Source organism: Gordonia sp. GONU (assembly GCF_024733855.1).
Lineage (GTDB): Bacteria > Actinomycetota > Actinomycetes > Mycobacteriales > Mycobacteriaceae > Gordonia > Gordonia amicalis.
In genome coordinates this window covers 40959-65836 of the sequence record NZ_JANRHB010000007.1, presented here as the reverse complement: position 1 = coordinate 65836, position 24878 = coordinate 40959, and the positions used below count along the sequence as shown (strand labels likewise).

Annotated in this window: 21 protein-coding genes; 6 read left to right on the top strand and 15 right to left on the bottom strand. The window is 67.7% G+C overall.

From position 1 onward, the window contains the following. Positions 1-87: 87 nt before the first annotated feature. Complete coding sequence (gene dop / locus NWF34_RS09110) at positions 88-1587, bottom strand: depupylase/deamidase Dop (RefSeq protein ID WP_005200013.1); 1500 nt, start codon at positions 1585-1587, stop codon at positions 88-90. 81 nt (positions 1588-1668) lie between these two features. Here dop and glgP point away from each other — a divergent pair, with 81 nt between their 5' ends. After that, positions 1669-4215 carry an alpha-glucan family phosphorylase gene (gene glgP, locus NWF34_RS09105; protein ID WP_258324759.1) on the top strand — a complete coding sequence of 849 codons (2547 nt, stop codon included), beginning with the start codon at positions 1669-1671 and terminating at the stop codon, positions 4213-4215. Positions 4216-4324: 109 nt separating this feature from the next. Here glgP and NWF34_RS09100 read toward each other — a convergent pair whose 3' ends face one another. The 3 genes from NWF34_RS09100 to NWF34_RS09090 form a co-directional block, all read right to left on the bottom strand. Then, positions 4325-6841, bottom strand: a complete 2517-nt coding sequence (locus NWF34_RS09100) for an FHA domain-containing protein (protein WP_258324838.1) — start codon at positions 6839-6841, stop codon at positions 4325-4327. A gap of 114 nt (positions 6842-6955) precedes the next feature. Next, positions 6956-8743 (bottom strand): proteasome ATPase, encoded by a 1788-nt coding sequence (arc, locus tag NWF34_RS09095; RefSeq protein WP_005200016.1) that lies wholly within the window; start codon positions 8741-8743, stop codon positions 6956-6958. Positions 8744-8925: 182 nt separating this feature from the next. Continuing rightward, positions 8926-9756, bottom strand: coding sequence for a tRNA (adenine-N1)-methyltransferase (locus NWF34_RS09090; RefSeq protein ID WP_006437953.1), 831 nt, complete (start codon positions 9754-9756; stop codon positions 8926-8928). A gap of 162 nt (positions 9757-9918) precedes the next feature. On the opposite strand from NWF34_RS09090, the gene NWF34_RS09085 reads away from it, so the two are divergent. Together NWF34_RS09085 and NWF34_RS09080 are read left to right on the top strand one after the other, a co-directional pair. Continuing rightward, positions 9919-10800: a RecB family exonuclease gene (locus tag NWF34_RS09085; protein ID WP_096274957.1), complete on the top strand. Its 882-nt coding sequence runs from the start codon at positions 9919-9921 to the stop codon at positions 10798-10800. A gap of 48 nt (positions 10801-10848) precedes the next feature. After that, the gene (locus tag NWF34_RS09080) at positions 10849-11709 is read left to right on the top strand and encodes a thioesterase family protein (RefSeq protein WP_258324758.1); all 861 of its coding nucleotides are present in this window, start codon (positions 10849-10851) and stop codon (positions 11707-11709) included. 80 nt (positions 11710-11789) lie between these two features. On the opposite strand, the gene hisG is transcribed toward NWF34_RS09080, so the two are convergent. The 5 genes from hisG to NWF34_RS09055 all read right to left on the bottom strand — a co-directional run bounded on the left by hisG (position 11790) and on the right by NWF34_RS09055 (position 15004). Continuing rightward, the gene (gene hisG / locus NWF34_RS09075) at positions 11790-12635 is read right to left on the bottom strand and encodes an ATP phosphoribosyltransferase (RefSeq protein ID WP_006437956.1); all 846 of its coding nucleotides are present in this window, start codon (positions 12633-12635) and stop codon (positions 11790-11792) included. A gap of 71 nt (positions 12636-12706) precedes the next feature. Then, the gene (locus NWF34_RS09070; protein WP_006437957.1) at positions 12707-12970 is read right to left on the bottom strand and encodes a phosphoribosyl-ATP diphosphatase; all 264 of its coding nucleotides are present in this window, start codon (positions 12968-12970) and stop codon (positions 12707-12709) included. Between the two features lie 42 nt (positions 12971-13012). Further along, positions 13013-13741 carry an HAD family phosphatase gene (locus NWF34_RS09065; protein WP_258324756.1) on the bottom strand — a complete coding sequence of 243 codons (729 nt, stop codon included), beginning with the start codon at positions 13739-13741 and terminating at the stop codon, positions 13013-13015. Next, positions 13738-14532, bottom strand: coding sequence for a helix-turn-helix transcriptional regulator (locus tag NWF34_RS09060; protein WP_258324755.1), 795 nt, complete (start codon positions 14530-14532; stop codon positions 13738-13740). The genes NWF34_RS09065 and NWF34_RS09060 overlap by 4 nt, the downstream gene beginning before the upstream one ends. A 4-nt stretch (positions 14533-14536) precedes the next feature. Further along, on the bottom strand, positions 14537-15004 hold the full coding sequence (locus NWF34_RS09055; RefSeq protein ID WP_258324754.1) for a CinA family protein: 468 nt from the start codon (positions 15002-15004) through the stop codon (positions 14537-14539). A 141-nt stretch (positions 15005-15145) separates the two neighbouring features. Between NWF34_RS09055 and NWF34_RS09050 the strand changes: the two genes are divergently transcribed. Next, positions 15146-15958 (top strand): alpha/beta fold hydrolase, encoded by an 813-nt coding sequence (locus NWF34_RS09050; protein ID WP_258324753.1) that lies wholly within the window; start codon positions 15146-15148, stop codon positions 15956-15958. Position 15959: 1 nt separating this feature from the next. Here NWF34_RS09050 and NWF34_RS09045 read toward each other — a convergent pair whose 3' ends face one another. From NWF34_RS09045 to NWF34_RS09030, 4 genes are read right to left on the bottom strand one after another with little or no spacing between them, the layout of a single operon-like run. Continuing rightward, positions 15960-17435 carry an MFS transporter gene (locus tag NWF34_RS09045; RefSeq protein ID WP_258324752.1) on the bottom strand — a complete coding sequence of 492 codons (1476 nt, stop codon included), beginning with the start codon at positions 17433-17435 and terminating at the stop codon, positions 15960-15962. Continuing rightward, complete coding sequence (locus NWF34_RS09040; protein ID WP_258324751.1) at positions 17432-17872, bottom strand: MarR family winged helix-turn-helix transcriptional regulator; 441 nt, start codon at positions 17870-17872, stop codon at positions 17432-17434. Before NWF34_RS09040 ends, NWF34_RS09045 begins: the two co-directional genes overlap by 4 nt. A 35-nt stretch (positions 17873-17907) precedes the next feature. Then, positions 17908-18288 carry a DUF4267 domain-containing protein gene (locus NWF34_RS09035; protein WP_258324750.1) on the bottom strand — a complete coding sequence of 127 codons (381 nt, stop codon included), beginning with the start codon at positions 18286-18288 and terminating at the stop codon, positions 17908-17910. A gap of 12 nt (positions 18289-18300) precedes the next feature. Beyond that, positions 18301-18777, bottom strand: a complete 477-nt coding sequence (locus tag NWF34_RS09030) for a DUF1772 domain-containing protein (RefSeq protein ID WP_258324749.1) — start codon at positions 18775-18777, stop codon at positions 18301-18303. A gap of 96 nt (positions 18778-18873) precedes the next feature. Here NWF34_RS09030 and NWF34_RS09025 point away from each other — a divergent pair, with 96 nt between their 5' ends. Together NWF34_RS09025 and NWF34_RS09020 are read left to right on the top strand one after the other, a co-directional pair. Continuing rightward, on the top strand, positions 18874-19446 hold the full coding sequence (locus tag NWF34_RS09025; RefSeq protein WP_258324748.1) for a TetR/AcrR family transcriptional regulator: 573 nt from the start codon (positions 18874-18876) through the stop codon (positions 19444-19446). Between the two features lie 49 nt (positions 19447-19495). After that, the gene (locus NWF34_RS09020; RefSeq protein WP_258324747.1) at positions 19496-20419 is read left to right on the top strand and encodes a manganese-dependent inorganic pyrophosphatase; all 924 of its coding nucleotides are present in this window, start codon (positions 19496-19498) and stop codon (positions 20417-20419) included. A gap of 54 nt (positions 20420-20473) precedes the next feature. Here NWF34_RS09020 and NWF34_RS09015 read toward each other — a convergent pair whose 3' ends face one another. Then, positions 20474-21250, bottom strand: coding sequence for a crotonase/enoyl-CoA hydratase family protein (locus NWF34_RS09015; RefSeq protein ID WP_258324746.1), 777 nt, complete (start codon positions 21248-21250; stop codon positions 20474-20476). Between the two features lie 13 nt (positions 21251-21263). Next, a complete protein-coding gene (gene metH / locus NWF34_RS09010) occupies positions 21264-24863 on the bottom strand; it encodes a methionine synthase (protein ID WP_258324745.1) in 3600 nt (1199 codons plus the stop codon). Positions 24864-24878: the final 15 nt, after the last annotated feature.

Here is a 24878-nt window from a genome sequence, read left to right as displayed (position 1 = left end):
CTGGTGAATCGGCCTCGGAATCGTGTGTTCCCACACTACCTGTGGCGGCGACAACTCGGGCGGAACAAAGCACATGCCCCGCGCGTGTCAGGTGGTCAGCTGGTCGACGAGTTCGGCCGCGGAGTTGACCGAATCGAGCAGCTTGCCCACGTGGGCCTGCGTCCCGCGCAGCGGCTCGAGCGTCGGGATGCGGACGAGAGAGTCCCCACCGAGGTCGAAGATGACCGAATCCCAGCTGGCCGCGGCGACGTCCGCGCCGAAACGACGCAGGCATTCACCGCGGAAGTAGGCGCGGGTGTTGCGCGGCGGCTCGTGGATCGCGGCGAGCACGTCGTTCTCGTCGACGAGGCGCTTCATCGAGCCGCGCGCGACGAGGCGGTTGTAGAGCCCCTTGTCGAGTCGGACGTCGGAGTACTGCAGGTCGATGAGCTGCAGGCGCGGCGCCGACCAGGCCAGACCCTCGCGCTGGCGGAAGCCCTCCAGGATGCGCAGCTTGGCCGGCCAGTCGAGGATGTCCGAGCACTCCATCGGGTCGCGCTCGAGACGGTCGAGCACATCCGCCCAGGTTTCCAGAACATGCTTGGCCCGCGCGTCGTCGGAGTGCTCCTGCTCGTGGAACTTCATGCAGCGTTCGAGGTACTCGCGCTGCAGGGCCAGGCCGGTCAGCTCGCGGCCGTCGGTGAGTGCGACGGTCGCGGTCAGGGTCGGGTCGTGGCTGATGGTGTGCACCGCCTGGACCGGGCGGGCGAGCTCGATGTCGGAGAAGTCGACGCCCGCCTCGATGAGGTCGAGGACCAGTGCGGTGGTCCCGACCTTGAGGTAGGTCGCGGTCTCGGCGAGGTTGGCGTCACCGATGATGACGTGCAGCCGGCGGTAGCGCTCCGGGTCGGCGTGGGGCTCGTCGCGGGTGTTGATGATGCCGCGCTTGAGGGTGGTCTCGAGGCCGACCTCGACCTCGATGTAGTCCGAGCGCTGCGAGAGCTGGAAGCCCGCCTCGTCGCCCGACTGGCCGATTCCCACGCGGCCCGAGCCGGTGATGACCTGGCGCGAGGCGAAGAACGTGGTCAGACCTGCGATGACCGCGGTGAACGGGGTCTCGCGGGCCATCAGGTAGTTCTCGTGGGTGCCGTAGGAGGCGCCCTTGCCGTCGATGTTGTTCTTGTAGAGCTGCAGCTTCGGCGCACCCGGGACGCTCGCCACGTGGCGTGCGGCGGCCTCCATGACGCGTTCGCCCGCCTTGTCCCAGATGACCGCGTCCATGGGATCGGTGACCTCGGGCGCGGAGTACTCGGGATGGGCGTGGTCGACGTAGAGGCGGGCGCCGTTGGTGAGGATCATGTTGGCCGCACCGATCTCGTCGGCGTCGATGATCGGGGCCGGTCCGGAACCGCGGCCGAGGTCGAATCCGCGGGCGTCGCGGAGCGGGGACTCGACCTCGTAATCCCAGCGCGTGCGCTTTGCGCGGGGCACGCCGGCCGCGGCCGCGTAGGCGAGAACCGCCTGCGTGGAGGTCATGATCGGATTCGCGGTCGGGTCGCCGGGAGCGGAGATTCCGTACTCGACCTCGGTACCGATGATTCGCTGCATGCTTCGAGGGTAGAGGGTGATGCGGAGTGGCTCGCATCGTCCCGCTCGCAGGGCGGGCCCGGCACCAGTACCGTCGTCGCCGTGAAAGCTTTCCGCCGGTTCACCGTTCGGGTGCCGCTGCCTCCCGAACTCGCCGCCCTCGGCCCCCTGTCACGCAACCTGCGTTGGGCGTGGAACCCGCCGACCCAGGAGTTGTTCGCGACGATCGACACCGAGCGGTGGCAGGCGACGGGTGATCCGCTGCGGGTGCTCGCCGACGTCGATCCGGTCCGGCTGACCGAGCTGGCGGCCGACGACGAGTTCCGGGCGCGGGTGTCGGCGGCGGAGGCGAGTCTCGAGGAGTACCTCGACGCGCCGCAGTGGTTCGGCGGGTACGCCCAGACCCATCCGGTACCGCCCGGGATCGCGTACTTCTCCATGGAGTTCGGGGTCTCCGAGGTCCTGCCGATCTACTCCGGTGGCCTCGGCATCCTCGCCGGTGACCACCTGAAGGCGGCCTCGGATCTCGGGCTACCCCTGATCGGCGTCGGACTTTTCTACCGGTCGGGCTACTTCCGCCAGGGCCTCGACCACGACGGTTGGCAGGTGGAGCGCTACCCGGTCAACGACCCGCGCGATCTGCCGCTCACCCTTCTCACCGAAGGCGACACACCTGTCGTCGTCGAGATCTCGATGCCCGGCGGTCGGACCCTGTCCGCACAGGTGTGGGTCGCGGACGTCGGCCGAATCCCCTTGCTGCTCCTCGACTCCGACATCGCGGCCAACACCGACGACCAGCTGCGCGGCGTCACCGACCGGCTCTACGGCGGCGATCAGGAGCACCGCATCCTGCAGGAGATCCTGCTCGGCATCGGCGGTGTCCGCGCGCTCCGCGCCTACGTGCGGGTCACCGGCCGGGACGAGCCGACGGTGTTCCACATGAACGAGGGTCACGCCGGGTTCCTGGGCACCGAGCGGATCCGGGAGTACGTGGCCGCCGGACTCGACTTCGACACCGCCGAGGCAGTGGTCCGGGCGTCGAACATCTTCACCACGCACACGCCGGTGCCGGCCGGGATCGACCGCTTCCCCACCGATCTGGTGAACCGGTATCTCGACGGCGACGACTCCGGGACCTCGCGTCTGCTGCCCGGACTGCCCGCCTCGACCGTCGCCGAACTCGGCGACGAGGCCGACCCGGGTGTGTTCAACATGGCGCACATGGGTTTTCGGCTCGGCCAGCGCAGCAACGGCGTCTCGCAGCTGCACGGTGAGGTGAGCCGGGAGATGTTCGCCGACCTGTGGCCCGGCTTCGACGCCGCCGATGTGCCGATCGGCGCGGTCACCAACGGCGTGCACGGTCCCACGTGGGTGTCGAAGGTGTGGCGTGACTTCGCCTCGAGCGACGAGGATTCCGCCCCCGAGGTCTACGCCGGGCTGCCCGGCGAGACCATCTGGTCCACCCACGAGTCGCTGCGGGCCGAGCTCGTCGCCGAGGTCCGGCGCCGGGCGCACGCGAGCGGCCGCGAACGGGGTTTCACCGACGCCGAACTCGGCTGGACCGCCGACCTCTTCGACCCCGGGGTGCTGACGATCGGCTTCGCCCGTCGCGCAGCCACATACAAGCGACTCACGCTCATGCTTCGCGACCCGGAACGCATGCGCCGCATCCTCACCGACCCCGACCGCCCGGTGCAGCTCGTCATCGCGGGCAAGGCGCATCCGGCCGACGACGGCGGCAAGGCACTCATCCAGCAGGTGGTGCGCTTCACCGAGGATCCGCAGCTGCGCGACCGCATCGTCTTTCTGCCCGACTACGACATCTCGATGGCCCGGTACATCTACGCCGGCTGCGACGTGTGGCTCAACAACCCGGTTCGGCCGATGGAGGCGTGCGGGACGTCGGGGATGAAGGCGGCGCTCAACGGCGGACTCAACCTGTCGATCCTCGACGGCTGGTGGGACGAGATGGCCGACGGCGACAACGGCTGGGCCATCCCGTCGGCCGAGGGCGTCGAGGACGAGAACCGACGCGACGATCTCGAGGCCGAGGCGCTCTATTCGCTTCTCGAGGACACAGTGATCCCGTTGTTCTATCGGCGGGACGAGAACGGACTGCCGACGCGGTGGGTGGAGATGATGCGCCACACGCTGACTCGCCTGGGACCCCGGGTTCTCGCCTCGCGAATGGTCCGCGACTACACCACCGAGCTGTACTGTCCGGCCGCGACCGCCTACGTCGCCGCGTGTGCCGACGACTACGCAGGTGCCCGCGACCTCGCGATCTACCGGCGCGACATCGAGACCGGCTGGGGTTCGATCGTCGTCGCCGGCGTGGACGAGGAGAACGAGGACGACGGTTTGCGGGTGTCGGCACATGTGGCGCTCGGCGAGCTCGAACCCGAGAGTCTCCGCGTCCAACTCGTGCTGGGCCGCGTGACCGACGACGGCGACATCGTCGACCCGGCGATCATCGACATGAGCCCGGCCGCCGAACGAGATGCGTCGGGCCGGGTGGTCTTCTCGGTGCCGGCCACCCCACCGGCGTCGGGGCACCTCGGCTACACCGTGCGCGTACTCCCCCGCCACGAACAGCTCTCGCACGACGCCGAACTCGGGCTCGTGCGGTACCCGGTGGCGTCTGGATAGAGGTCGTCTCGCCGGGCCTTCGTGGCTCGTCGCTTGCGCTCCTCGCACCTCAGGCAGCAGTGAAGTCCTCGCTTGCGCTCCTCGCACCTCAGGCAGCAGTGGGTCGTGGTCAGCGCTTCTTCAACCGCAATCGTGAGTAGGTGAACGCGAGCAGCAGGATGCTGATGAAGGCGAGCACCGCATAGGCGATGGCGCTGTGGGCGATCGATGTCTCCCACAGCGTGATCCGTTGGGGTGCGGCGACGTTGATGTTGTACAGGTCGACGCTGCCGGCGGCGGTGACGTAACCCCAGAACGACGGGAAGATCCACGACAGTTGCTGCAGGCCGACACCGTCGAGTTTGAACAGGCCGCCGCAGAAGACGAGCTGCACCATCACCACGATGACCAGCGGTGGCATCACCTGCTCGTTGGACTTCACCGCCGACGAGATCGCGAGTCCGACAAGAGTACTGACACAGGCGAGTACCGCGACGGCGAACAGCAAGGCCAGCGGCGGCGGCAGGATCGGACCACCGAAGTCGGGCAGGCCGCGCCCGGCGAAGGTGATGCCGACCATGATGATCGTCTGCAGGATCGCGGCGACGAAGAAGACCACGATCTTCGCGAACAGGTAAGCGCCGGGACGCAATCCGACAGCTCTCTCGCGCTCGAAGATGTCGCGCTCTCCGACGAGATCGCGAACCGTCAGGGCCGCACCCATGAACGCCGCACCCACGACGAGGACGACCAGGATCTGGATCGCCTCCGCACCGTCCTTGGGTGGCGGCGCATTCGGGATCACCTCGAGCCGGGCGAAGCCGCTCGACCCCGGGATGACCAGCGTCAGCAGCCCGAGGACCACCGGCAGCAGCACCAGGAACACCAGATAGCCGATGTCGGCGAAGACCAGCCGCACCTGGCGTCGGGCGATCGTCGACGCCTGCCTGGTGAAGCTGGTGTGCGGCACCGGTATCGGCGGACCCGGAGGACGTTGCGGCGGAGGCGGATTCGGTGTGCGCCGATGCCGATCGAGGTAGCGCGTGTGCGCGGCGTCGGGTTGGTCGGCGACGTAGGCGAAGATCTCCGCCCAGTCGGAGGTCCCCATCTCCTGCTCGACGTGCGCGGGCGCGCCGCAGAACGACGTCTTGCCGCCCGGGGCGAGCAACAGCACCTGGTCGCACATCGACAGGTACGTCAGGGAATGAGTGACCACGAGGACGACGCGGCCGGCGTCGGCGAGGCGCCGCAGGGTTGCCATGACCTGGCGGTCGAGAGCCGGATCGAGACCCGACGTCGGCTCGTCGAGGATCAGCAGCGACGGACCGGTGAGCAGCTCCATCGCCACCGACGCCCGCTTCTGCTGTCCGCCGGAGAGCTTCTCGACACGGGTGTCGACGTGTTCGGTGAGCTGGAGTTCGCTGAGGACGCCGTCGATGACCCGGTCGCGGTCCTCCTTCGACAGGTCGGGCGGCAGCCGGAGCTCGGCCGCGTAGCGCAGGGCCTGCCGCAACGTGAGTTTGTGGTGGAGCACGTCCTTCTGCGGGACCATGCCGATACGGGTGCGGAGAGCGTCGTATTCGGCGTGGACGTTGCGGCTCTCGAAGGTGACCAGGCCGCTCGTCGGCGAGTTCAGACCTGCGGCGATCTTCGACACGGTCGACTTGCCGGCGCCGGACGGGCCGATCACCGCGGTGAGCGTGCCGGGACTCGCGCTGAAGTCGACGTCGGCCAGGAGCCGTTTGCCGCCGTCGACGACGAGGCTCACCCCGTGGACGTGGAGGCCGTCGGCGACGGCCGCGCTCTCCTGGCCGCGCATGAGGGTGCCGCCGGACACCACGAAGTCGCTGTTGCCGATCGTGACCACGTCGCCGTCGGACAGCGGTGCGTTGTTCACGCGCCGGCCGTTGACGAAGGTGCCGTTGACGCTGCCGAGGTCGTCGATGACCAGGACGCCGCCGCGGCTCGACACCTGCGCGTGGTGGCGGGAGGCGAGTACGTCGCTGACGACGATGTCGTTGTCCGGGGTGCGGCCGATGCGCTGCACCCCGCGCAGCGAGATCGACTCCCGCTCGGGCGGGGTCGGCGCTCCGGGGAGCCGGTACACCGCCGAGACGTTCTGTTTGAGCGCCTGCAGATGCGGGGCGTTGCGCAGCTCGGCGGGCATCGGTTCCGGCGCACCGGGACGAGCGGGACCACCTTGGGGTCGCGGCGGGATGCGGCCCGACGGCGGCAGGTTCGGTCCGGGATGTCCGGGGGCGGCGAACCCCGCCGATCGGGGCCCCGACGGGAACGGACCCGGACGGCCGGGCGAGGACGGCACCCGGCCGCTGGGCGGCGGGTAAGCGGTCGGATCGATGACCAGGTCGACGACCGGGCCGGTGCTCACGTCGCCGAGCCGGACCTGCGTCGGGCCGGCGACGATCATCTCGGCCATGCGTCGACCCCCGGCGAAAAAGCCGTTGGTGCTACCGATGTCGACGAGATACCAGGCAGTGCCGCGCCACTCGATGGCGAGATGTCGACGCGACACCATCGGATGGTTGATCACGATGTCGTTGTCGGGTTCCCGACCCAGGGTGATGCGCGGGGATTCGCCCAGCGGATGAGGCGCCCCACCGTCGACGATCACCCGACCGCGAGCCATCGATGTACTGTTCATCGCCGCCAACTTTAGTGCTTGACGACGGTTTTCATGCCGTTCTGTACAGCAGACGACCGACCCCTTGGGGAGTCGGTCGTCTGTTGGGTGAGGCGCGTCTTACAGGTACTGGCCGGTGTTCGTCTCGGTGTCGATGGCGCGGCTCGCCCCGGAGGACTTGCCGGTGACCAGCGTGCGGATGTAGACGATCCGCTCGCCCTTCTTGCCCGAGATTCGAGCCCAGTCGTCCGGGTTGGTGGTGTTGGGCAGATCTTCGTTCTCCGCGAACTCGTCGAGGATCGAATCGAAGAGGTGCTGCACACGCAGACCCGGGGCACCGGAGTCGAGCTGCGACTTGATCGCGTACTTCTTCGCACGGTCGACGACGTTCTGGATCATCGCGCCCGAGTTGAAGTCCTTGAAGTACATGATCTCTTTGTCGCCGTTGGCGTAGGTGACCTCGAGGAACCGGTTGTCCTCGCTCTCGGCGTACATGCGCTCGACGACCTTCTCGATCATCGCCTTGATGCACGCCGTGCGATCGCCGCCGAACTCGCCGATGTCGTCGGCGTGGATCGGCAGTTCCTCGGTGAGGTACTTCGAGAAGATGTCGATCGCCGACTCGGCGTCGGGACGCTCGATCTTGATCTTCACGTCGAGGCGGCCGGGACGCAGGATCGCGGGGTCGATCATGTCCTCGCGGTTCGACGCACCGATCACGATGACGTTCTCGAGGCCTTCGACACCGTCGATCTCGCTGAGCAGCTGCGGGACGACCGTGGTCTCGACGTCGGACGAGACACCGGATCCGCGGGTGCGGAAGATCGAGTCCATCTCGTCGAAGAACACGATGACCGGGGTGCCCTCGGACGCCTTCTCCCGGGCGCGTTGGAAGATCAGCCGGATGTGACGCTCGGTCTCACCGACGAACTTGTTGAGCAGCTCGGGGCCCTTGATGTTCAGGAAGTAGGACTTCGCCTCCTTGGCGTCGTCGCCGCGAGCCAGCGCGATCTTCTTCGCCAGGGAGTTCGCGACGGCCTTGGCGATGAGCGTCTTACCGCAACCGGGCGGACCGTAGAGCAGCACACCCTTCGGCGGTCGCAGCTGGTAGTCGCGGAACAGGTCCTTGTGCAGGAACGGCAGCTCGACGGCGTCGCGGATCTGCTCGATCTGCCGGCCCAGACCACCGATGTCCTCGTAACCGACGTCGGGCACCTCTTCGAGGACGAGGTCCTCGACCTCGGCCTTGGGCACCCGTTCGAAGGCGAACCCGGCCTTGGTGTCGATGAGCAGCGAATCGCCCGGACGCAGCTTGCGACGCTTGCCGTCCTCCGCGTCGACCTCGCCCAGCAACGGCTCGGCCAGCCACACGACGCGCTCCTCGTCGGCGTGCCCGACGACCAGCGCCCGCTTGCCGTCCCCGAGAACCTCGCGCAGCGTGCTGATCTCGCCGACCGTGTCGAACTCGCCCGCCTCGACGATGGTCAGGGCCTCGTTCAGACGAAGCGTCTGCCCCTTGGTGAGGGTTTCGGTGTCGATGTTCGGCGAGCAGGTGAGCCGCATCTTGCGGCCGGAGGTGAACACGTCGACGGTCGCGTCGGGGTACACCTCGAGCAGAACTCCGTAGCCGCTGGGTGGTTGTCCCAGACGGTCCACCTCCTCGCGCAAGGCGACGAGTTGCTGACGCGCTTCCTTGAGCGTGTCGAGCAGCTTCGCGTTGCGTGCCGTGAGGCTGTCGACGCGTTCCTGGAGGCTGTCGGTGTCTGCCTGACGTCCGAACGACGGGCGTTCGGAACCACTCCGCGCGAGTGGCGGGGTGTAGGCAGGGGTGAAGCCCTCGTCGGGTGCACTCGCGCTCTCGGGGACCGCACGGTCCCCGGTGGCGTCATGGCGGTCAGATTCGGTCATTGCTGACTCCTCTCCCCGGCAATCACCCGATCCCTCGATCGGAATGCTCGCGCCGTATCCCTACGCTACCGGCACGGACGCAGAATCGCCCTTCACCCGCCAAATGGCGGTGTTGACGGTGTGTTAAATGTGCGCCTCCGCAACGGAATCGCGATCTCGCGGCCGGTGCGGACCGGCCGAACTCAGCCCTTCGTCGGCCGACGCTGCGGGCGCAACGTGGTGGTGCCGTCGGCGAGTCGGCGGGCGGTGATGAGAAACGCGGTGTGGCCTTGCATTTTGTGTTCGGGCCGCACTGCCAGACCCACCGCCGACCACTCGCGCAGCAGGGTCTCCCAAGCGCGCGGTTCGGTCCAGCACTCCTGCTCCCGAAGTGCTTCGATCACCCGCGACAGCTGGGTGACGGTTGCCACATAAATGGTCAGGACTCCGCCTGGTTTCAACACCGTGCGCACGACGTCGAGAGGTTCCCACGGCGCGAGCATGTCGAGGATCACCCGGTCGAAGCGCTCGTCCTGATCGACGTTCGCCAGATCGTCGACGACGATGTTCCAGTTGTCCGGACGGCCACCGAAGAAGGTCTCGACGTTGCGGATCGCATGCTCGGCGTGGTCCTCGCGGATCTCGTAGGAGTTGACCTCGCCGTCGGCACCCACGGCACGCAACAACGAGCAGGTCAGCGCACCCGATCCGGCACCGGCCTCCAGGACGCGGGCGCCCGGGAAGATGTCGCCTTCGAGAACGATCTGGGCTGCGTCCTTGGGGTAGATGACCTGCGCACCGCGCGGCATGGAGAGCACGTAGTCGACGAGCAGCGGCCGCAGTGCGAGGTACTGGGTCCCGCTGGTGGCCGAGACGACGCTGCCCTCGGGCGAGCCGATGAGGTCGTCGTGCGCGATGGCGCCGCGGTGGGTGTGGAACAGCTTGCCCTCTTCGAGGTGCACCGTGAACTTTCGGCCCTTGGCATCGGTCAGCTGAACCCGGTCGCCTACGGCGAACGGTCCGGTGGTGGGCACTGGTGCTTCCTCTCGTGAACGGGACGGCTCCGACCTCCCGCGGTACGCGGAAACTGTGGTGGTCGGGAGTCCGGTGGGCCGTGAGGACGATACCCGACCGCAGATGGGTGTCGGATCGGCAGAGTGTCGGGGCCGCGGCCTACCCTGCGAGATGTGAGCACGATGACCGGCACCGGCGACACCTCGACCAGCGCGGCCCCCGCGCCGGAACCGCCCCCGTCGGACAGCACGCGCGGGATCGTCGGACGCCGGCTCGCGTTGTCTCCGTCGCGGGCGGCGGACTTCAAACAGTGCCCTCTGCTCTACCGCTTCCGTGCCATCGACCGCTTCCCGGAGACTCCCACCGCCGCACAGACGCGGGGCACCGTCGTGCACGCCGCGCTCGAGAATCTCTTCGACATGCCGGCCGAACTCCGGACCCAGGATTCCGCGGAACTGCTCGTCGAGGGCGCCTGGGCGGCCCTGTGCGAAGAAGATCCACAGCTCGCGCGGGTGATCGGCGAGGGCGGCCAGGAGGCGTTCATCGCCGGCGCGCACAAGCTCATCGCGACGTACTACACGATGGAGAACCCGACCGCCTTCGACGCCGACGCGGTGGAGGAGCACGTCGAGATCGAGGCCGACGACATGCTGATGCGCGGGTTCATCGACCGCATCGACGTCGCACCGACCGGTGAGATCCGCGTCGTCGACTACAAGACCGGACGCTCCCCGGGCGAGGCCTATGAGGCCAAGGCCCTGTTCCAGATGAAGTTCTACGCACTGGCGATCCTGCGGACGCGGGGCGCCGTGCCGAACCGTCTGCAACTGATGTACCTGTCCGACGGCCAGCAGCTGATCTATCACCCCGATCATGACGAGCTCCTCCGCTTCGAGCGGACGTTGCGCGCGATCTGGCAGGCCATCCGCACCGCCGTCGCCTCCGGGGACTTCCGGCCGCGGAAGTCGCGCCTGTGCAGGTTCTGCGAACATCAGGCGCGGTGTCCGGAGTTCGGCGGCGAGATCCCGCCCTACCCGGGTCCGCCGCCCGGGTTCGTGTCCTGAACCACACCCCGGAATGCTCGACTATGTCGACAGACATAGGCTGGATGCGTGGAGAGTTCGTACTACGTACCCGTCGACGCCCCGGCGTCAGACGGCAGCAGCCCGGCCGCCGACCCGTCGGCGCGTCATGAATACTTCCGGCCGACCGACGCCACCCTGAGCGTGTGGTCACCGACGATGCAGCACGGCGGCCCGCCGTCGGCGCTGATGATGCGCTCGCTGCTGCGGTGCGATCCGGATCCCGCGCAGCACTTCACCCGGGTGACGACCGAGATCCTGGGTCCGATAGGGCTGGGCATCAACCGGATTCACGCTCGGGTGATCCGCCCCGGCCGGCAGATCAGCCTCGTCGAGACCGAACTCGACGTGCAGCAGCCAGACGGATCGTTCCGGACGGCAGCCCGTTCCGTCGGCTGGCGCATCCGCGCCGCGGACACCGGTGAGATCGCCAACGGTCCCGTTCCCCTGTCTCCGCTCCCCGACGAGCTGCCCAGCCAGATCGGATTCCCCGACGACAGCGGCGAGGCGGTGGACTGGGGCACTCTCGGATTCATCGGCACCGTCGAGTCGGCGCGGACCACGGGCCGGAACGGCTCGACGCCCGCGGTCTGGCTGCGACCGGCCATCCCGCTGGTCGAGGGTGAGAAGACCTCCGATCTGGAGTCGATCTTCACGGTCATCGACGTCGCGAACGGGCTGGGCACCCAGCTCCGACCGGACCGCTGGTCCTGGATGAACACGGACACGACCGTGCATCTGACCCGGGTGCCGAGCGGACCGTGGGTCGGCATCGACGCGCACATGGTCGCCGGTCCGGACGGCTTCGGCGGCACCTTCGCCGACCTCTACGACACGTCCGGCTACATCGGCCGGTCGGCGCAGACAGTGATGCTCAACGCCGTGGGCTGACCCGCAAACCCACCGCTTTTCGCCACATCCACCACTTTTCAAGGGGTGGATGTGGCGATAAAGGGTGGGTTTCCGGACGCCTAGAAGCGGCAGGAACGGATGTCGGTGGCGAGGATCGCCTTGGCGCCGAGCTCGGAGAGCTCGTCCATCAGGTTCTGGTGATCCTTGCGCGGGACCATCGCGCGCACGGCGACCCAGTCGGGGTCGGCCATCGGGGCCACCGTCGGCGACTCGAGACCCGGGGTGATCGCCGACGCCTGATCGAGAAGCGTCTTGGGGCAGTCGTAGTCGATCATCACGTACTGCTGACCGAAGACGACGCCCTGGACGCGGGCGACGAACTGCTTCTCGGCCTTGGTGAGCTCCGCGTCGCGACGGGAGATCAGGACGGCCTCGGAGTCGCACAGCGACTCGCCGAAGGCTGCCAGTCCGTGCTGGCGCAGGGTCCGTCCGGAACCGACGACGTCGGCGATGGCGTCGGCCACACCGAGTTGGATGGAGATCTCGACCGCGCCGTCGAGCCGGATGATGTCGGCGGTGATGCCGCGGCCGGCGAGGTCGTCGCGTACCAGGTTGGGGTACGAGGTCGCGACGCGCTTGCCGGCGAGGTCGGTGACATTCCACTCCTGGTCGGCGGGTGCCGCGTAGCGGAAGGTCGACGAGCCGAAGCCCATCGCGAGCTGCTCGTGGACCTGGGCCCCCGAGTCGCGTGCGAGGTCGCGTCCGGTGATGCCGAGGTCGAGGCGCCCCGACCCGACGTAGATGGCGATGTCCTTGGGACGCAGGAAGAAGAACTCGACGTCGTTGTTGTTGTCGAGAACCGTCAGGTCCTTGGAGTCACTTCGTTTGCGGTAGCCGGCCTCGGCGAGGATGGCCGACGCGGATTCGGAGAGCGCACCCTTGTTGGGTACGGCCACTCGCAGCATCTCGATGTCCTTTTCGTGGGGTTGCGCTCAGCTGAGCAGGAGGTGGTGGTCTGTGAAGCCGGGTCGTCCGGTCACAGATGTCGGTACACGTCCTCCAGTTTCAGTCCCCGCTTGATCATCATCACCTGCAGCCAGTAGACGAGCTGGGAGATCTCCTCACCGAGCGATTCGTCGGACTCGTGTTCGGCGGCGAGCCATACCTCGCCCGCCTCCTCGATGATCTTCTTGCCCAGGGTGTGCACACCCGAGTCGAGCGCGGCGACCGTGCCCGACCCCTCGGGGCGGTTCTCGGCCTTGTCGCTGAGTTCGGCGAACAGCTCCTCGAAGGTCTTCACCCCGACATTTTTGCATGTGAGCGGGACGTCCCTGCCCTGGGGTCAGACCATCCGGACAGCGCCGCGGAGCCCCGCCCAGGCACTCGCGAGGTCGTCCCGTGCCAGATCGACCAACGACGTGCGGAAGGTGCGCAGCGCGCCCGTGGGTACGGCGGCGGCCGACGGCACGACGAGCGTGGGACATCCGGCCGCGGTGGCAGCCGCGGCACCGGTCGGAGAATCCTCGACCGCCAAGCACTGCGCGGTCGAGAAACCCAGTAGTTCCGCGGCGCGGAGGTACGGATCGGGTGCGGGTTTGCCGACGGCCACCTCGTCGCCGCAGACCGTGGTGGCGAAACGATGCCGCCCGATCGTGTCCAGCGCCACCTCGGCCGCCTCGCGCACCGTGTTGGTCACCAGCGCCATGGGGATACCGGCGCCGGCGACAAGATCGAGCGCCTCGAGAGCGCCGGGTCGCCAGGGAAGGCCTTCGTCGAAGAGTTCGGTCACCCGATCGAGCGTCCACCGACCGTCGGCGTCGGGGTCGCGGTCCTCGGGCGGGATCCCGGCGGCGTCGTGCAGCTTCGCCAACGCGTCGGGAAGCGAATTTCCCAGCGTTGATTCCCGCAGTTGCGGCGTCATCGCCATGCCGTGACGTGCCGCCAGGCCGGTCATCGCGATCTCCCAGATCGGCTCGGAGTCCAGCAACGTGCCGTCCATATCCCAGAGGACGGCGGCCGGGAGTCGGAGGGCAGGGTCGGCTCGGAGTGCGGAATCAGCGGTGTCGGTCACCCCTGCATCATCGCAACCCACTTCTCGGTCGGCTCATCGGCCGGATAGAACAGCTCGATGGTCAGCTCCTCGAGCGTCACGTCCCGTGGTGACCCGAACGTGGTCAACGTACTGAAGAAGGACAGCATCTGGTCGCCGACCGCGATCTCGAGCGGGACGAGCAACGAGCCCGCCTCCCCCGACCTGTGGGACACGGCGTCCCCGCTCAGGCCGGCGACCGTCGGATAGGACGACACCTCGCGCTCGAGTTCGGCGAGTCGTTCGTCACCGGTGATCCGCACCATCCGACGAAGCAGGTCGAGCAGGTAGGCCGCCCACTCGTCGAAGTTGCGCGTCATTTGCGCGAACCCGTCGGGATGGAGCGACACCCGGAACAGGTTGACCGGCCCGGTCTGGAGCTCCGCCGGAAGCATCTCCAGGAGCAGCATCGCGGTGTCGTTGGCCAGCACCACGTTCCAGGCACGGTCCAAGGCCATCCCCATGTTGGGGTTGTGGGCGTCGAGCAACCGTCTGACCTCGGCACGCACGCGGGTCATGGTCTCCGAATCGAGGGGTTCCTCACTGTAGCGAGGAGCGTGTCCCGCCGCGAGTAGAAGCGAATTGCGTTCTCGCAGAGGGATGTCGAGACGCTCGGACAGCGCATGGAGGAGCGTCGGACTCGGGCGCGACTTACCCGTCTCCACGAAACTGAGGTGTTTGGGTGAGACCCCGACCTCGTAGGCGAGGTCGAGCTGACTGATGGACCGACGAGACCGCCACTGCTGCAGCAGGGTTCCCACCTCGACGGTCATGGGGTCATCGTAGACAGCTCTCGATCAGTTCGAGCGAGTACGCGATGGTCTGGGCGAGAACGTCTTCGGGCCCGCCGTCGAACTCCTTGCGGACCGCCGACACCCGGCCACGATGATCGAGGCCGAACCAGACGGTTCCGGGCGCGGCCTCGTCGGGTTCCGGACCCGCTTCACCGGTCACCGCGACGACGATCTCGGCGTCGAAGAGCCGCGCCGTGGTGGCCACCATCGCGCGCGCCGCCGTCTCGCTGACGACCGGACCCTCGGGCACCTCGAGCAGACCGTACTTGACGTCCGAGTGGTAGGCGATGACGCCGCCCCGGAACCAGTCCCCGGCCTGCGGCGCCTTGCTCAGCTCACTGGCAAGGTTGCCGCCGGTCAGCGACTCGGCGACTGCGACGTGCACACCCTGCTCCACGATCGCCTCGGCCAGACGCGCGCAGGTCTCGGAGAAATCGGTCACGTCGGACATCAGTCACTCGCCTCTCGGTCGGTGGTCAGATCACAGCACCCCGGACGATATCCGGATCGGGCCCGCGTCAAACCACGACCTGGTCAAACCACTACCTGGTAGGTAGTGGTGTCAGCGACGACCCGACGTCAGTCTTGGGTCATGACCCAGACCGGCACCGCTGCGCCCACCACCGTCCTCATCTCCCCGGCGATGGCCGTACCGTCCCGCGTCTACCGACGACTGGCGGAGGCGCTCGCCGGACACGGCCTCGATGTCCGCGTCGTCGCGCGTCGCGGCGTCGAAGAAGGTTCGGCACCGCCCTCCCGCACCGCGGACTGGTCTTACGAGGACGAAGCCGCCGACCTCGCCGACGCGATCGCCGGCGCACGCGCCGACGTCCCGGGCACACGGGTGGTCGTGATCGGCCACAGTCTCGGCGCTCAGCTGGCGGCGATGGTGGCCCAGTCCTCGGATCACACGCCCGACGGAATCGTCGCGGTCGGGGCGTCGGTGCCTGCGGTCCGCCACTACGGCATCCGCGGTGTGGCCCTGGGCGCGATCGCGGGAGCCGTCACGCCGGTGTCGGCGATCGTCGGCCATTGGCCGCGACCGGGTTTCGGCGGTCCGGCCGCCCGAACGTTGATGCGGCAGTGGGCACGTATGGTCCTCACCGGCCAGGCGCCGTTCGCCGTCGACCGGTCGATCCGGACACCGACCCTGGCGATCAGGCTCGACGGCGACGAGATCGTCACCGACGGCGCTGCATCGGCGTTCGATGCCGCGTTCGCACCGGAGGCGATCTCCCACTGGCGCTACGACGACGGGCACTGCCCGGCGGGCGGGAACACGACGCACGTCGGCTGGGTCCGCACCCCCGACACCGTCGCGCAGCGGATCGCCGAGTGGTGGGACTCGCAGGCCACTGTTGCGCCAGCAGCCATCGAATCCGGAACCCAGCACCGGCCGGGGTGACTCAGGGCACCCAGGTCCCCGACGTGGACTCGATCCGTTCCCGCGTGCGAGCAGCCGTGCCGCGAGCCCAGGCACCGGTCGACACGAAGGCGAGAACGAGGACGGCGGCACCGCACACCGCCATGATCAGCCAGACCGGACGGGCGGCGACGGCGAGCCCGTCGGCAACCGTCCCGTCGATCCCTGCGAACGCCACCGCACCGAACCCCGCCACACCGAGCGCGGTACCCACCTGACGACCGGTGGACGCCATCGCCGACGCCAGTCCCGCCTGGGTACGGGGCATCCCGGACACCGCCCCGTTGGTGATCGGTGCGTTGAGGAACCCGAATCCCAGCCCGAAGACCAGGTATGCCGCGCCGACGTAGACGAGGGCGGTGTCGTTGCCGAGGCCGGTGAGCATCAGGGCGCCCGCCACCATCGCCGCTCCCCCGATCACCATCGGCGGCCGGGCTCCCCGATCGCCCACGAGCCGGCCGGCGATCGGCGCGCAGACCACCGAGGCGGCCGCCATCGGCAAGGTCATCAGTCCCGCGTCGAGCGGCGACATCCCGCGAACCTCTTGCAGATACAGGGTGTTGAGGAACAGGAAGCCACCGGTGGCGGCGAAGGCGATGACTGCACATCCCACCGCACTCGAGAAGGGCACGCTCCGGAAGAACCGTGGGTCCAGAAGGGGCTCCGTGCGGCGACTCTCGTACGCGATCATCGCGACGAGTGCACCGGCGGAGATGACGAAACATGCGAGGACGCCCGGTGATGTCCAGCCCTGGGGACGCCCCTCGATGATCGCGAACGTGAGGGTGGCCAGGAAGGCCAGGATCAGGACCTGACCGACCGGGTCGGCGCGACGAGAGCGCTCGGCCTTCGACTCCGGGACGAAACGCATCGTCAGCCCAAGGGCGAGTAGGCAGACCGGAACGTTGAGCCAGAAGATCGCCTCCCAGCCGATCCCGGAGACGAGCGCCCCGCCGACGACCGGACCGAACGCCAAGCTCAATCCGAATGCGGTGCCCCACAATCCGATTGCCTGAGCACGTTCGCGTGGGTCGACGAAGACATTGGTGACGATCGACAGCGCAACCGGGTTGAGCATCGCCCCGCCGACGGCCTGCAGCATGCGCGCCCCGATGAGGGCCTCGGGGGTGGGCGCCAGCGAGCACAGCACGGAGGCGACACCGAAGGTCACCAATCCCACCTGGAAGATCCGCTTGCGACCCAGGCGATCTCCGAGCGATCCGCCGAAGATCAGCAGGCTGGCGATCACCAGTGCATACGCGTCGAGGACCCACTGCAACTGCGACGGTGTGGCACCGAGGTCCGAGCTGATCGACGGTAGGGCGACGTTCACCGCCGAGACGTCCAATCCGACGATGAACAGGCTCAAGCAGCAGGTGGCGAGGATGACGAGCCGGTCCCGCCGCGTGAGGGCACCGTCGGCCGAGCGGGCGCGCTGGGCGGCCCGTGCGGCGTTCACGACTCGGCCGCCTCACGGAGGAGGTCGAGCAGTTCCGCCAGTCGCCGGAGCTGCTCGTCGTCGAGCGCGGCGAACATGTCGGGGGCAGTGGCCGGATTCTCGGTCACCTCGTCCACCACCCGCCGTCCGGCGTCGGTGATCGTGACGCGCTTGCACCGGCCGTCGTCGGCGTCGGCCTCCCGGGTCACGAGTCCTCTGCCGACGAGGTCGTTGACGATCCCGCTCATCGCCGACGCGTCGACACCCATCCGTTCGGCGAGGTCCCGCTGCGTCATCGGGCGCACCGCGACACGGCGGAGCGCGCGGAACCGGCTGAACGGAATGTCGATGACCTCGCTGATCTGGGCGCGCGACTGTTTGGCCTGGTCACGCACGAGGCTGTTCATCGTGAACCAGATCTCGGTCGCGGTCTGCGTGCCCGCTTCGGTCGTAGACATAAAACGATTGTAGATTTACAACTATTCGGCGGCAATCAACCGACGGCGAGAAGTGCGCACGTCACGACCATGACGATCGCGGTGCCCCCGTGGACGCCGAGCGCGATGGATCGAGGACCGCCGTGTCTCCAGACGATGACCGCGTCTCCGACGGGTATCAGCGTGGCTCCGAGGATCACCCACGCGAGTAGGTGCGTCGCGCCGGCGACCATCAGGATGACGACGACCAGGCCCGACAGGATGTCACGTAGACCCTTCACCTCGAGGTAGGCATCGACATCCGGTCGGCCGGTCTCCGCCGGGACTCCGTAGCCACCGGCCGCCACTCCTGGCGCGACGAGAAATCGGATGCCGATCGCGATGATCGCCACCGCGATGAGTCCGGCGAGTGCGTATCCGACGGCGGTGACGATCATGGCCGACGCCACTCAGCCGATCAGCGCGACGGAGAGGCCGACGACCGCCAGGCCTTGCAGCGTCGCCCTGACGGTGATGACCCGATCCCAGTTCTGCTGCAGCACACGAGCATCGGACGGCGTCTCGCCGGCTTCGGCAGCCGCCGTGAAACGCCGGTTGATCGGAGCACTCACCCGGGTGTAGATGACCGTCCACGCCACCAGGAAGACGAGTGCCGCAGCCGCAGCGACCGCCTGGACCCACCGGGTGGCGACCGTTGCGAGGATCGCCACCACCGCGGCCGCGACGAGTCCCAGCACTCCCGGCACGGGCATCCGACGGTCACCATAGCGGTGAACCCTGCCGATGACCGAGGTCAGCGCACGGTCGCCGACCGCCGCCAGCGCCGGCCGCATCACGACCGCGCAGAAGACGTCGGTGCCGTAGACGACGGCGGTGGCCAGCAGCGCGACCACTGCTACGACGGTGGCGACGAGTTCGATGGTCATGACACTTCCTTCGGTAGTCCCGCTAGCAACGCTAACCCTGGGGTTCGAGAACGTCAAGAGCACCGCTAGCATTTCTAGCAGTGCTAGGGTCGAGCCATGGTCATCGAAGGTCGTCGAGAACGGGAACGGTCGGCGCGTCGTGAGCTGATCATCACGACGGCACGCTCGATCGCCGAAGCGGAGGGCTGGGAGGCCGTCACCACCCGTCGGCTCTCGAGCGAGATCGAGTACAGCCAACCGGTCATCTACAAGCACTTCGCCGGCATGGAGGACATCGCCGAGGCCGTGGCCGTCGAGGGCTTCACAGAACTTGCCACCGTCATCCGGAACGCGCGCGCAGGTACGGAGACCGCCGAGCAGGCTCTCACACGAACCGCAGAGGCATACCTCGACTTCGCCCGCACCAGCCCCGCGGTCTACGACGCGATGTTCAGCCGTCCGACGACCCTGCACTTCGCTGCCGCCGACACCCCGCCCCAGTTGATGGCCGCCTTCGGTGAACTGCGTGAGGTCGTCGAGCCCCTCGGCGAGGACGAAGATTTCGACACCCTCACCGAGGTGGTCTTCGCGGCCCTGCACGGGCTCGCCACCCTCCGCCGCGGCGGTCGTCTTCGGCCCGATCACGACACCGACCGAATACGGATGCTCGTCCGGCAGATCACGACGTGACGCCACCGTAGGCTGAGACGCAGCATCGTCGAGCGAAAGCTGAGTCGCCATGTCGAAGATCCTCGTGTTCGGACACCGCAATCCCGACACGGACGCGATCGGCTCCGCGATCGGGCTGGCGCGCCTCGAACAGGCTCTCGGCGTCGATGCGGAAGCCGTCGCCCTCGGCGTACCCGGTCCGGAGACGGCCTTCGCCCTCGACCACTTCGGCCTGGACGCGCCGCGCGTCATCGACCACGCGAGCCCCCACGACGTGATGCTCGTCGACCACAACGAACGCCAGCAGAGTGTCGCCGACATCGCCGACGTGACGGTCCGGAAAGTGATCGACCATCACCGCATCGCCAACTTCGAGACCGCCGCGCCGCTGTACATGCGGGTGGAACCGGTGGGCTGCACGTGTTCGATCCTGACGCGCATGTACGCCGAGAGCGAGGTCGAGATCCCCGCCGACACCGCCGGGATCATGTTGTCGGCGATCATCTCCGACACCCTGCTGCTCAACTCCCCCACCACCACCGACTCCGACCGCATCGCTGCCGAGGAACTCGCCACCATCGCCGGCGTCGATCTCGACGAATACGGAAACCAATTGCTCCGTGCGGGAACAGAAGTGGGCGACAAACCGGCGTCGACGATCATCGGCCTCGACGCCAAGACCTTCTCGATGGGATCCAACAGTGTTCGCGTCGCGCAGCTGACGACCGTCGACTCCGACGCCGTCCTCGCCCGCCGAGACGAGTTCTTCGAGGCCATGACTGCCGAGAAGAAGACTGCTGGCTACGACCTCTTCCTGTTGCTCATCACCGACGTGATCGCCTGCGACTCAGACCTTCTGGTGGTCGGCGAACCTGTGGAGGCCGTCGAGCGCGCCCTCGGAATCACCGTCGCCGACGGACACGCCTTCGGCAAGGGCATCGTGTCACGGAAGAAGCAGATCGTGCCGCAGTTGACGAAAGTGCTGGCGGGTTGACGACCGTATGATCTTGTGCCCGGAATCCGGGCACAACGTCATACGGATCTGAGATCAGTTCCCGACGCCCTCACCGTGACGGCCCGCTCCACCGGCGAATCGGGTTGCGCCGGCGACGGTGTCGGCTGCCAGGGACACCATGCCGTGTTGCAGTTCGTTCATCAACGCGGCGTCGTTGTCCAGGCCGTTCTGCTCGAGCACGGACATCCGGTCGTGACGCAGGCACGTCTGCGGCAACCCGGCGATCTCGGTCGCGAGCTCGACGGCGGCGTCGAGAGCGGTACCCGACGGGACCACTCGATTCGCGAGTCCGATCTGCAGGGCCTCGTCGGCGGCCACCGGGCGCCCGGTGAGGATAAGGTCCATCGCCCGACTCTCCCCGATCAACCGCGGAAGCCGCACCGTCCCACCGTCGATCAGCGGGACGCCCCAGCGACGGCAGAAGACGCCGAACACGGCATCCTCCTCGACGACGCGCAGGTCGGCCCAGAGTGCGAGTTCGAGACCACCGGCGACGGCGTGACCGGAGATCGCCGCGATCACCGGCTTGGACAACCGCAACCGGGTCGGCCCCATCGGACCGTCACCGTCGAACTCCACCCGGTTGGGCGTGCCGTCGGCGATGGCCTTGAGATCGGCGCCCGCACAGAAGGTCCCGCCTTCGCCGTGGAGTACGGCCACCGACACCGCGTCGTCGGCGTCGAACCGCCGGAATGCGTCGGCCAGGGCGTCGGCGGTCGCGCGGTCGACAGCGTTACGGCGGTCGGGGCGATCGATCCCGATGATCCGGACCGGCCCCTGCGACCGTTCGATCACTCCCGACTCGCCCATGACCACCGTCCCGTCAGGTGTTGAAGTACTTGGCTTCCGGATGATGCAGCACGAACGCGTCGGTGGACTGCTCCGGATGGAGCTGCAGCTCCTCCGACAGCTGAACGCCGATCCGCTCCGGCTCGAGCAGCTCGATCATCTTCGCGCGGTCCTCGAGATCCGGGCAGGCGCCGTAACCGAAGGAGAAACGCGCACCGCGGTATTCGAGGTCGAAGAAGCCCTGAGCGTGCTCGGGATCCTCGCTGTCCATCGACCGGTCACCGAACTTCAGCTCGCTGCGCACGCGCTGATGCCAGTACTCGGCCAGCGCCTCGGTCAACTGCACACCGATGCCGTGGACCTCGAGGTAGTCGCGGTAGGCGTCCTCGGCGAACAGCTTGTTCGCGAAGTCGGCGATCGGCTGCCCCATCGTGACGAGCTGGAACGGCATGACGTCGACCCGGCCCGCCGCCTTCGCGGCCTCGCGTGACTGGATGAAGTCGGCGATGCACAGGAACCTCGACCGCTGCTGGCGCGGGAACGAGAAGCTGAACCGCACCGGCGCGTCGGGGTCCGGCTCGGTGAGCACGTGCACCGTGTCGCCCTCGCTGACCGCCGGATAGTAGCCGTACACAACCGCTGCGTGCTGTAGGATGTTCTCGGTCGAGAGCCGGTCGATCCAGTAGCGCAGACGCGGACGTCCCTCGGTCTCGACGAGCTCCTCATACGACGGGCCGTCGCCACCGCGGGCACCGCGCAGACCCCACTGGCCGAGGAACAGCGCGCGCTCGTCGAGCAACTGCAGATAGTCGGCGATCGGCACCCCCTTGACGATGCGCGAACCCCAGAACGGCGGGGTGGGGATCTCGTTGTCGGAAGCCACATCCGAACGTGCCGGCACCTCGACCGGCACCTCGGCGGCCTTGCGCTTCGCGGCGATGCGCTTGGACCGTTCGTGGCGGGCTTTACGCTCGGCGGTCTTGGCCGCCTCGGCCTTCGCCTCGTCGCTGTCCGGGTCCGGGCCCCCGCCGCGCTTTCGGGCCATGATGTCGTCCATCAGTCGCAGACCCTCAAACGCGTCACGCGCATAGTGCACGTCACCCTCGTAGACATCCGACAGGTCGTTCTCGACGTACGAACGCGTCAGCGCCGCACCACCGAGCAGCACCGGGTACTCCTCGGCGAGACCCCGGGTGTTGATCTCCTCGAGGTTCTCCTTCATGACCACGGTCGACTTCACGAGCAGACCCGACATGCCGATGACGTCGGCTCTCTTGTCCCCGGCGACCTCGAGAATGGTCGCGATCGGCTGCTTGATGCCGATGTTGACGACCTCGTATCCGTTGTTGGACAGGATGATGTCGACGAGGTTCTTGCCGATGTCGTGCACGTCGCCCTTGACGGTCGCCAGCACGATGCGGCCCTTGCCGTCCTCACCCGTCGACTCCATGTGCGGTTCGAGGTGTGCCACAGCGGCTTTCATGACCTCGGCGGACTGCAGCACGAACGGCAGCTGCATCTGGCCCGAGCCGAACAGTTCGCCGACGGTCTTCATTCCCGACAGCAGCGTGTCGTTGATGATCGACAGCGGCGGGACCTGGGTCATCGCCTCGTCGAGATCGTCGGTCAGCCCGTTGCGCTCACCGTCGACGATGCGCCGTTCCAGCCGCTCGAACAGCGGCAGCTTCGCGAGCTCCTGGGCACGCGACTCGCGAGCCGATGCGGCCGACACACCCTCGAAGAGCTCCATCAGCTTCTGCAACGGGTCATAGCCCTCGCGTCGGCGGTCGTAGACCAGATCCAGCGCGATCTCACGATGCTCCTCCGGGATACGCGCCATCGGCAGGATCTTCGACGCGTGCACGATGGCGGTGTCGAGGCCGGCCTGCACGCACTCGTGCAGGAACACCGAGTTCAGCACCTGCCGAGCGGCCGGGTTCAGACCGAAGGAGATGTTCGAGATGCCCAGCGTGAAGTGCACATCCGGGTGCGACTCGTGCAACCGGCGGATGGCCTCGATGGTCTCGATGCCGTCGCGTCGGACCTCTTCCTGACCCGTGGAGATCGGGAAGGTCAGGGCGTCGATGATGATGTCTTCTTCGGCCAGGCCCCAGTTGCCGGTGATGTCGTCGATGAGACGCTCGGCGACACGGACCTTCCAGTCCGCGGTACGCGCCTGACCCTCCTCGTCGATGGTCAGGGCGACGACGGCCGCACCGTGCTCGACGACGAGCCGCATGATCTTGTTGAAGCGCGAGTCCGGTCCGTCGCCGTCCTCGTAGTTCACCGAGTTCACCGCGCAACGGCCACCGAGGGCCTCGAGTCCGGCGCGGATGACCTCCGGCTCGGTCGAGTCGAGCATGATCGGCAGCGTCGACGATGTCGCGAAGCGGCTCGCCAGCGCAGTCATGTCCGCAGCACCGTCACGACCCACGTAGTCGACGTTGAGGTCGAGCATGTGCGCACCGTCGCGCGTCTGGTCCTTGGCGATGTCAAGGCACTTCTGGTAGTCCTCGGCGATCATCGCCTCTCGGAATGCCTTGGAGCCGTTCGTGTTCGTGCGCTCGCCGATGACCAGGAAGCTTGCGTCCTGATCGAAGGGCACCGCGGTGTACAGCGACGACGTCTCCGACTCGTGCTCCGGGGTACGGGTCGCGGGGGTGACCTCCGCCACGGCCGCGGCGACCTGGCGGATGTGCTCCGGCGTCGTACCGCAGCAGCCGCCCACGAAGGACAGACCGAACTCGCCGACGAACTGGGCCATCGACTCGGCCAGCTCCTCCGGTGTCAGCGGGTACTCGGCACCGTTGGCGCCGAGGACGGGCAGACCGGCGTTCGGCATCACCGACACCGGGATGCGCGCATGCTTCGACAGGTAGCGCAGGTGCTCGCTCATCTCGGCCGGACCGGTGGCACAGTTCAGGCCGATGAGGTCGACGCCGAGCGGCTCGATGGCGGCCAGCGCGGCACCGATCTCCGAACCGAGCAGCATCGTGCCGGTGGTCTCGACCGTGACGTGGCTGATGATCGGGATCCGGCGACCGACCTGATCCATGGCCCGCTGGGCCGCGATCACGGCGGCCTTCACCTGCAGCAGGTCTTGAGAGGTCTCGATGAGCACCGCGTCGGCGCCGCCCTCGAGCATGCCGATGACACATTCCTGGTAGGCGTCGCGGATCACCGCGAACGTCGTGTGCCCGAGGCTCGGCAACTTGGTCCCGGGACCCATCGAGCCGAGCACGTACCGTCCGGTGCCGTCGGCGGACGGCCCCATCTCGTCGGCCACCCCCCGCGCGATCGCGGTGCCCTTGTAGGCCAGCTCGCGGATGCGGTCGGCGATGTCGTAGTCACCGAGGTTCGAGAGGTTGCAGCCGAAGGTGTTGGTCTCGACGGCGTCGGCGCCGGCCTCGAAGTAGGCGCGGTGGATTCCTTCGAGGACGTCGGGCCGCGTGTCGTTGAGGATCTCGTTGCAACCTTCGAGGTTGCGGAAGTCGTCGAGGGTGAGATCCGCGGCCTGGAGCATCGTGCCCATCGCCCCGTCGCCGATCAGCACCCGCCGCGACATCGCCGACAGGAAGGTCGTGTCGAAGTCGCGCGGTTTGTGGCCGCGATCACCGGGATATTCGAAGGACATGGTTGACAGCGTAGT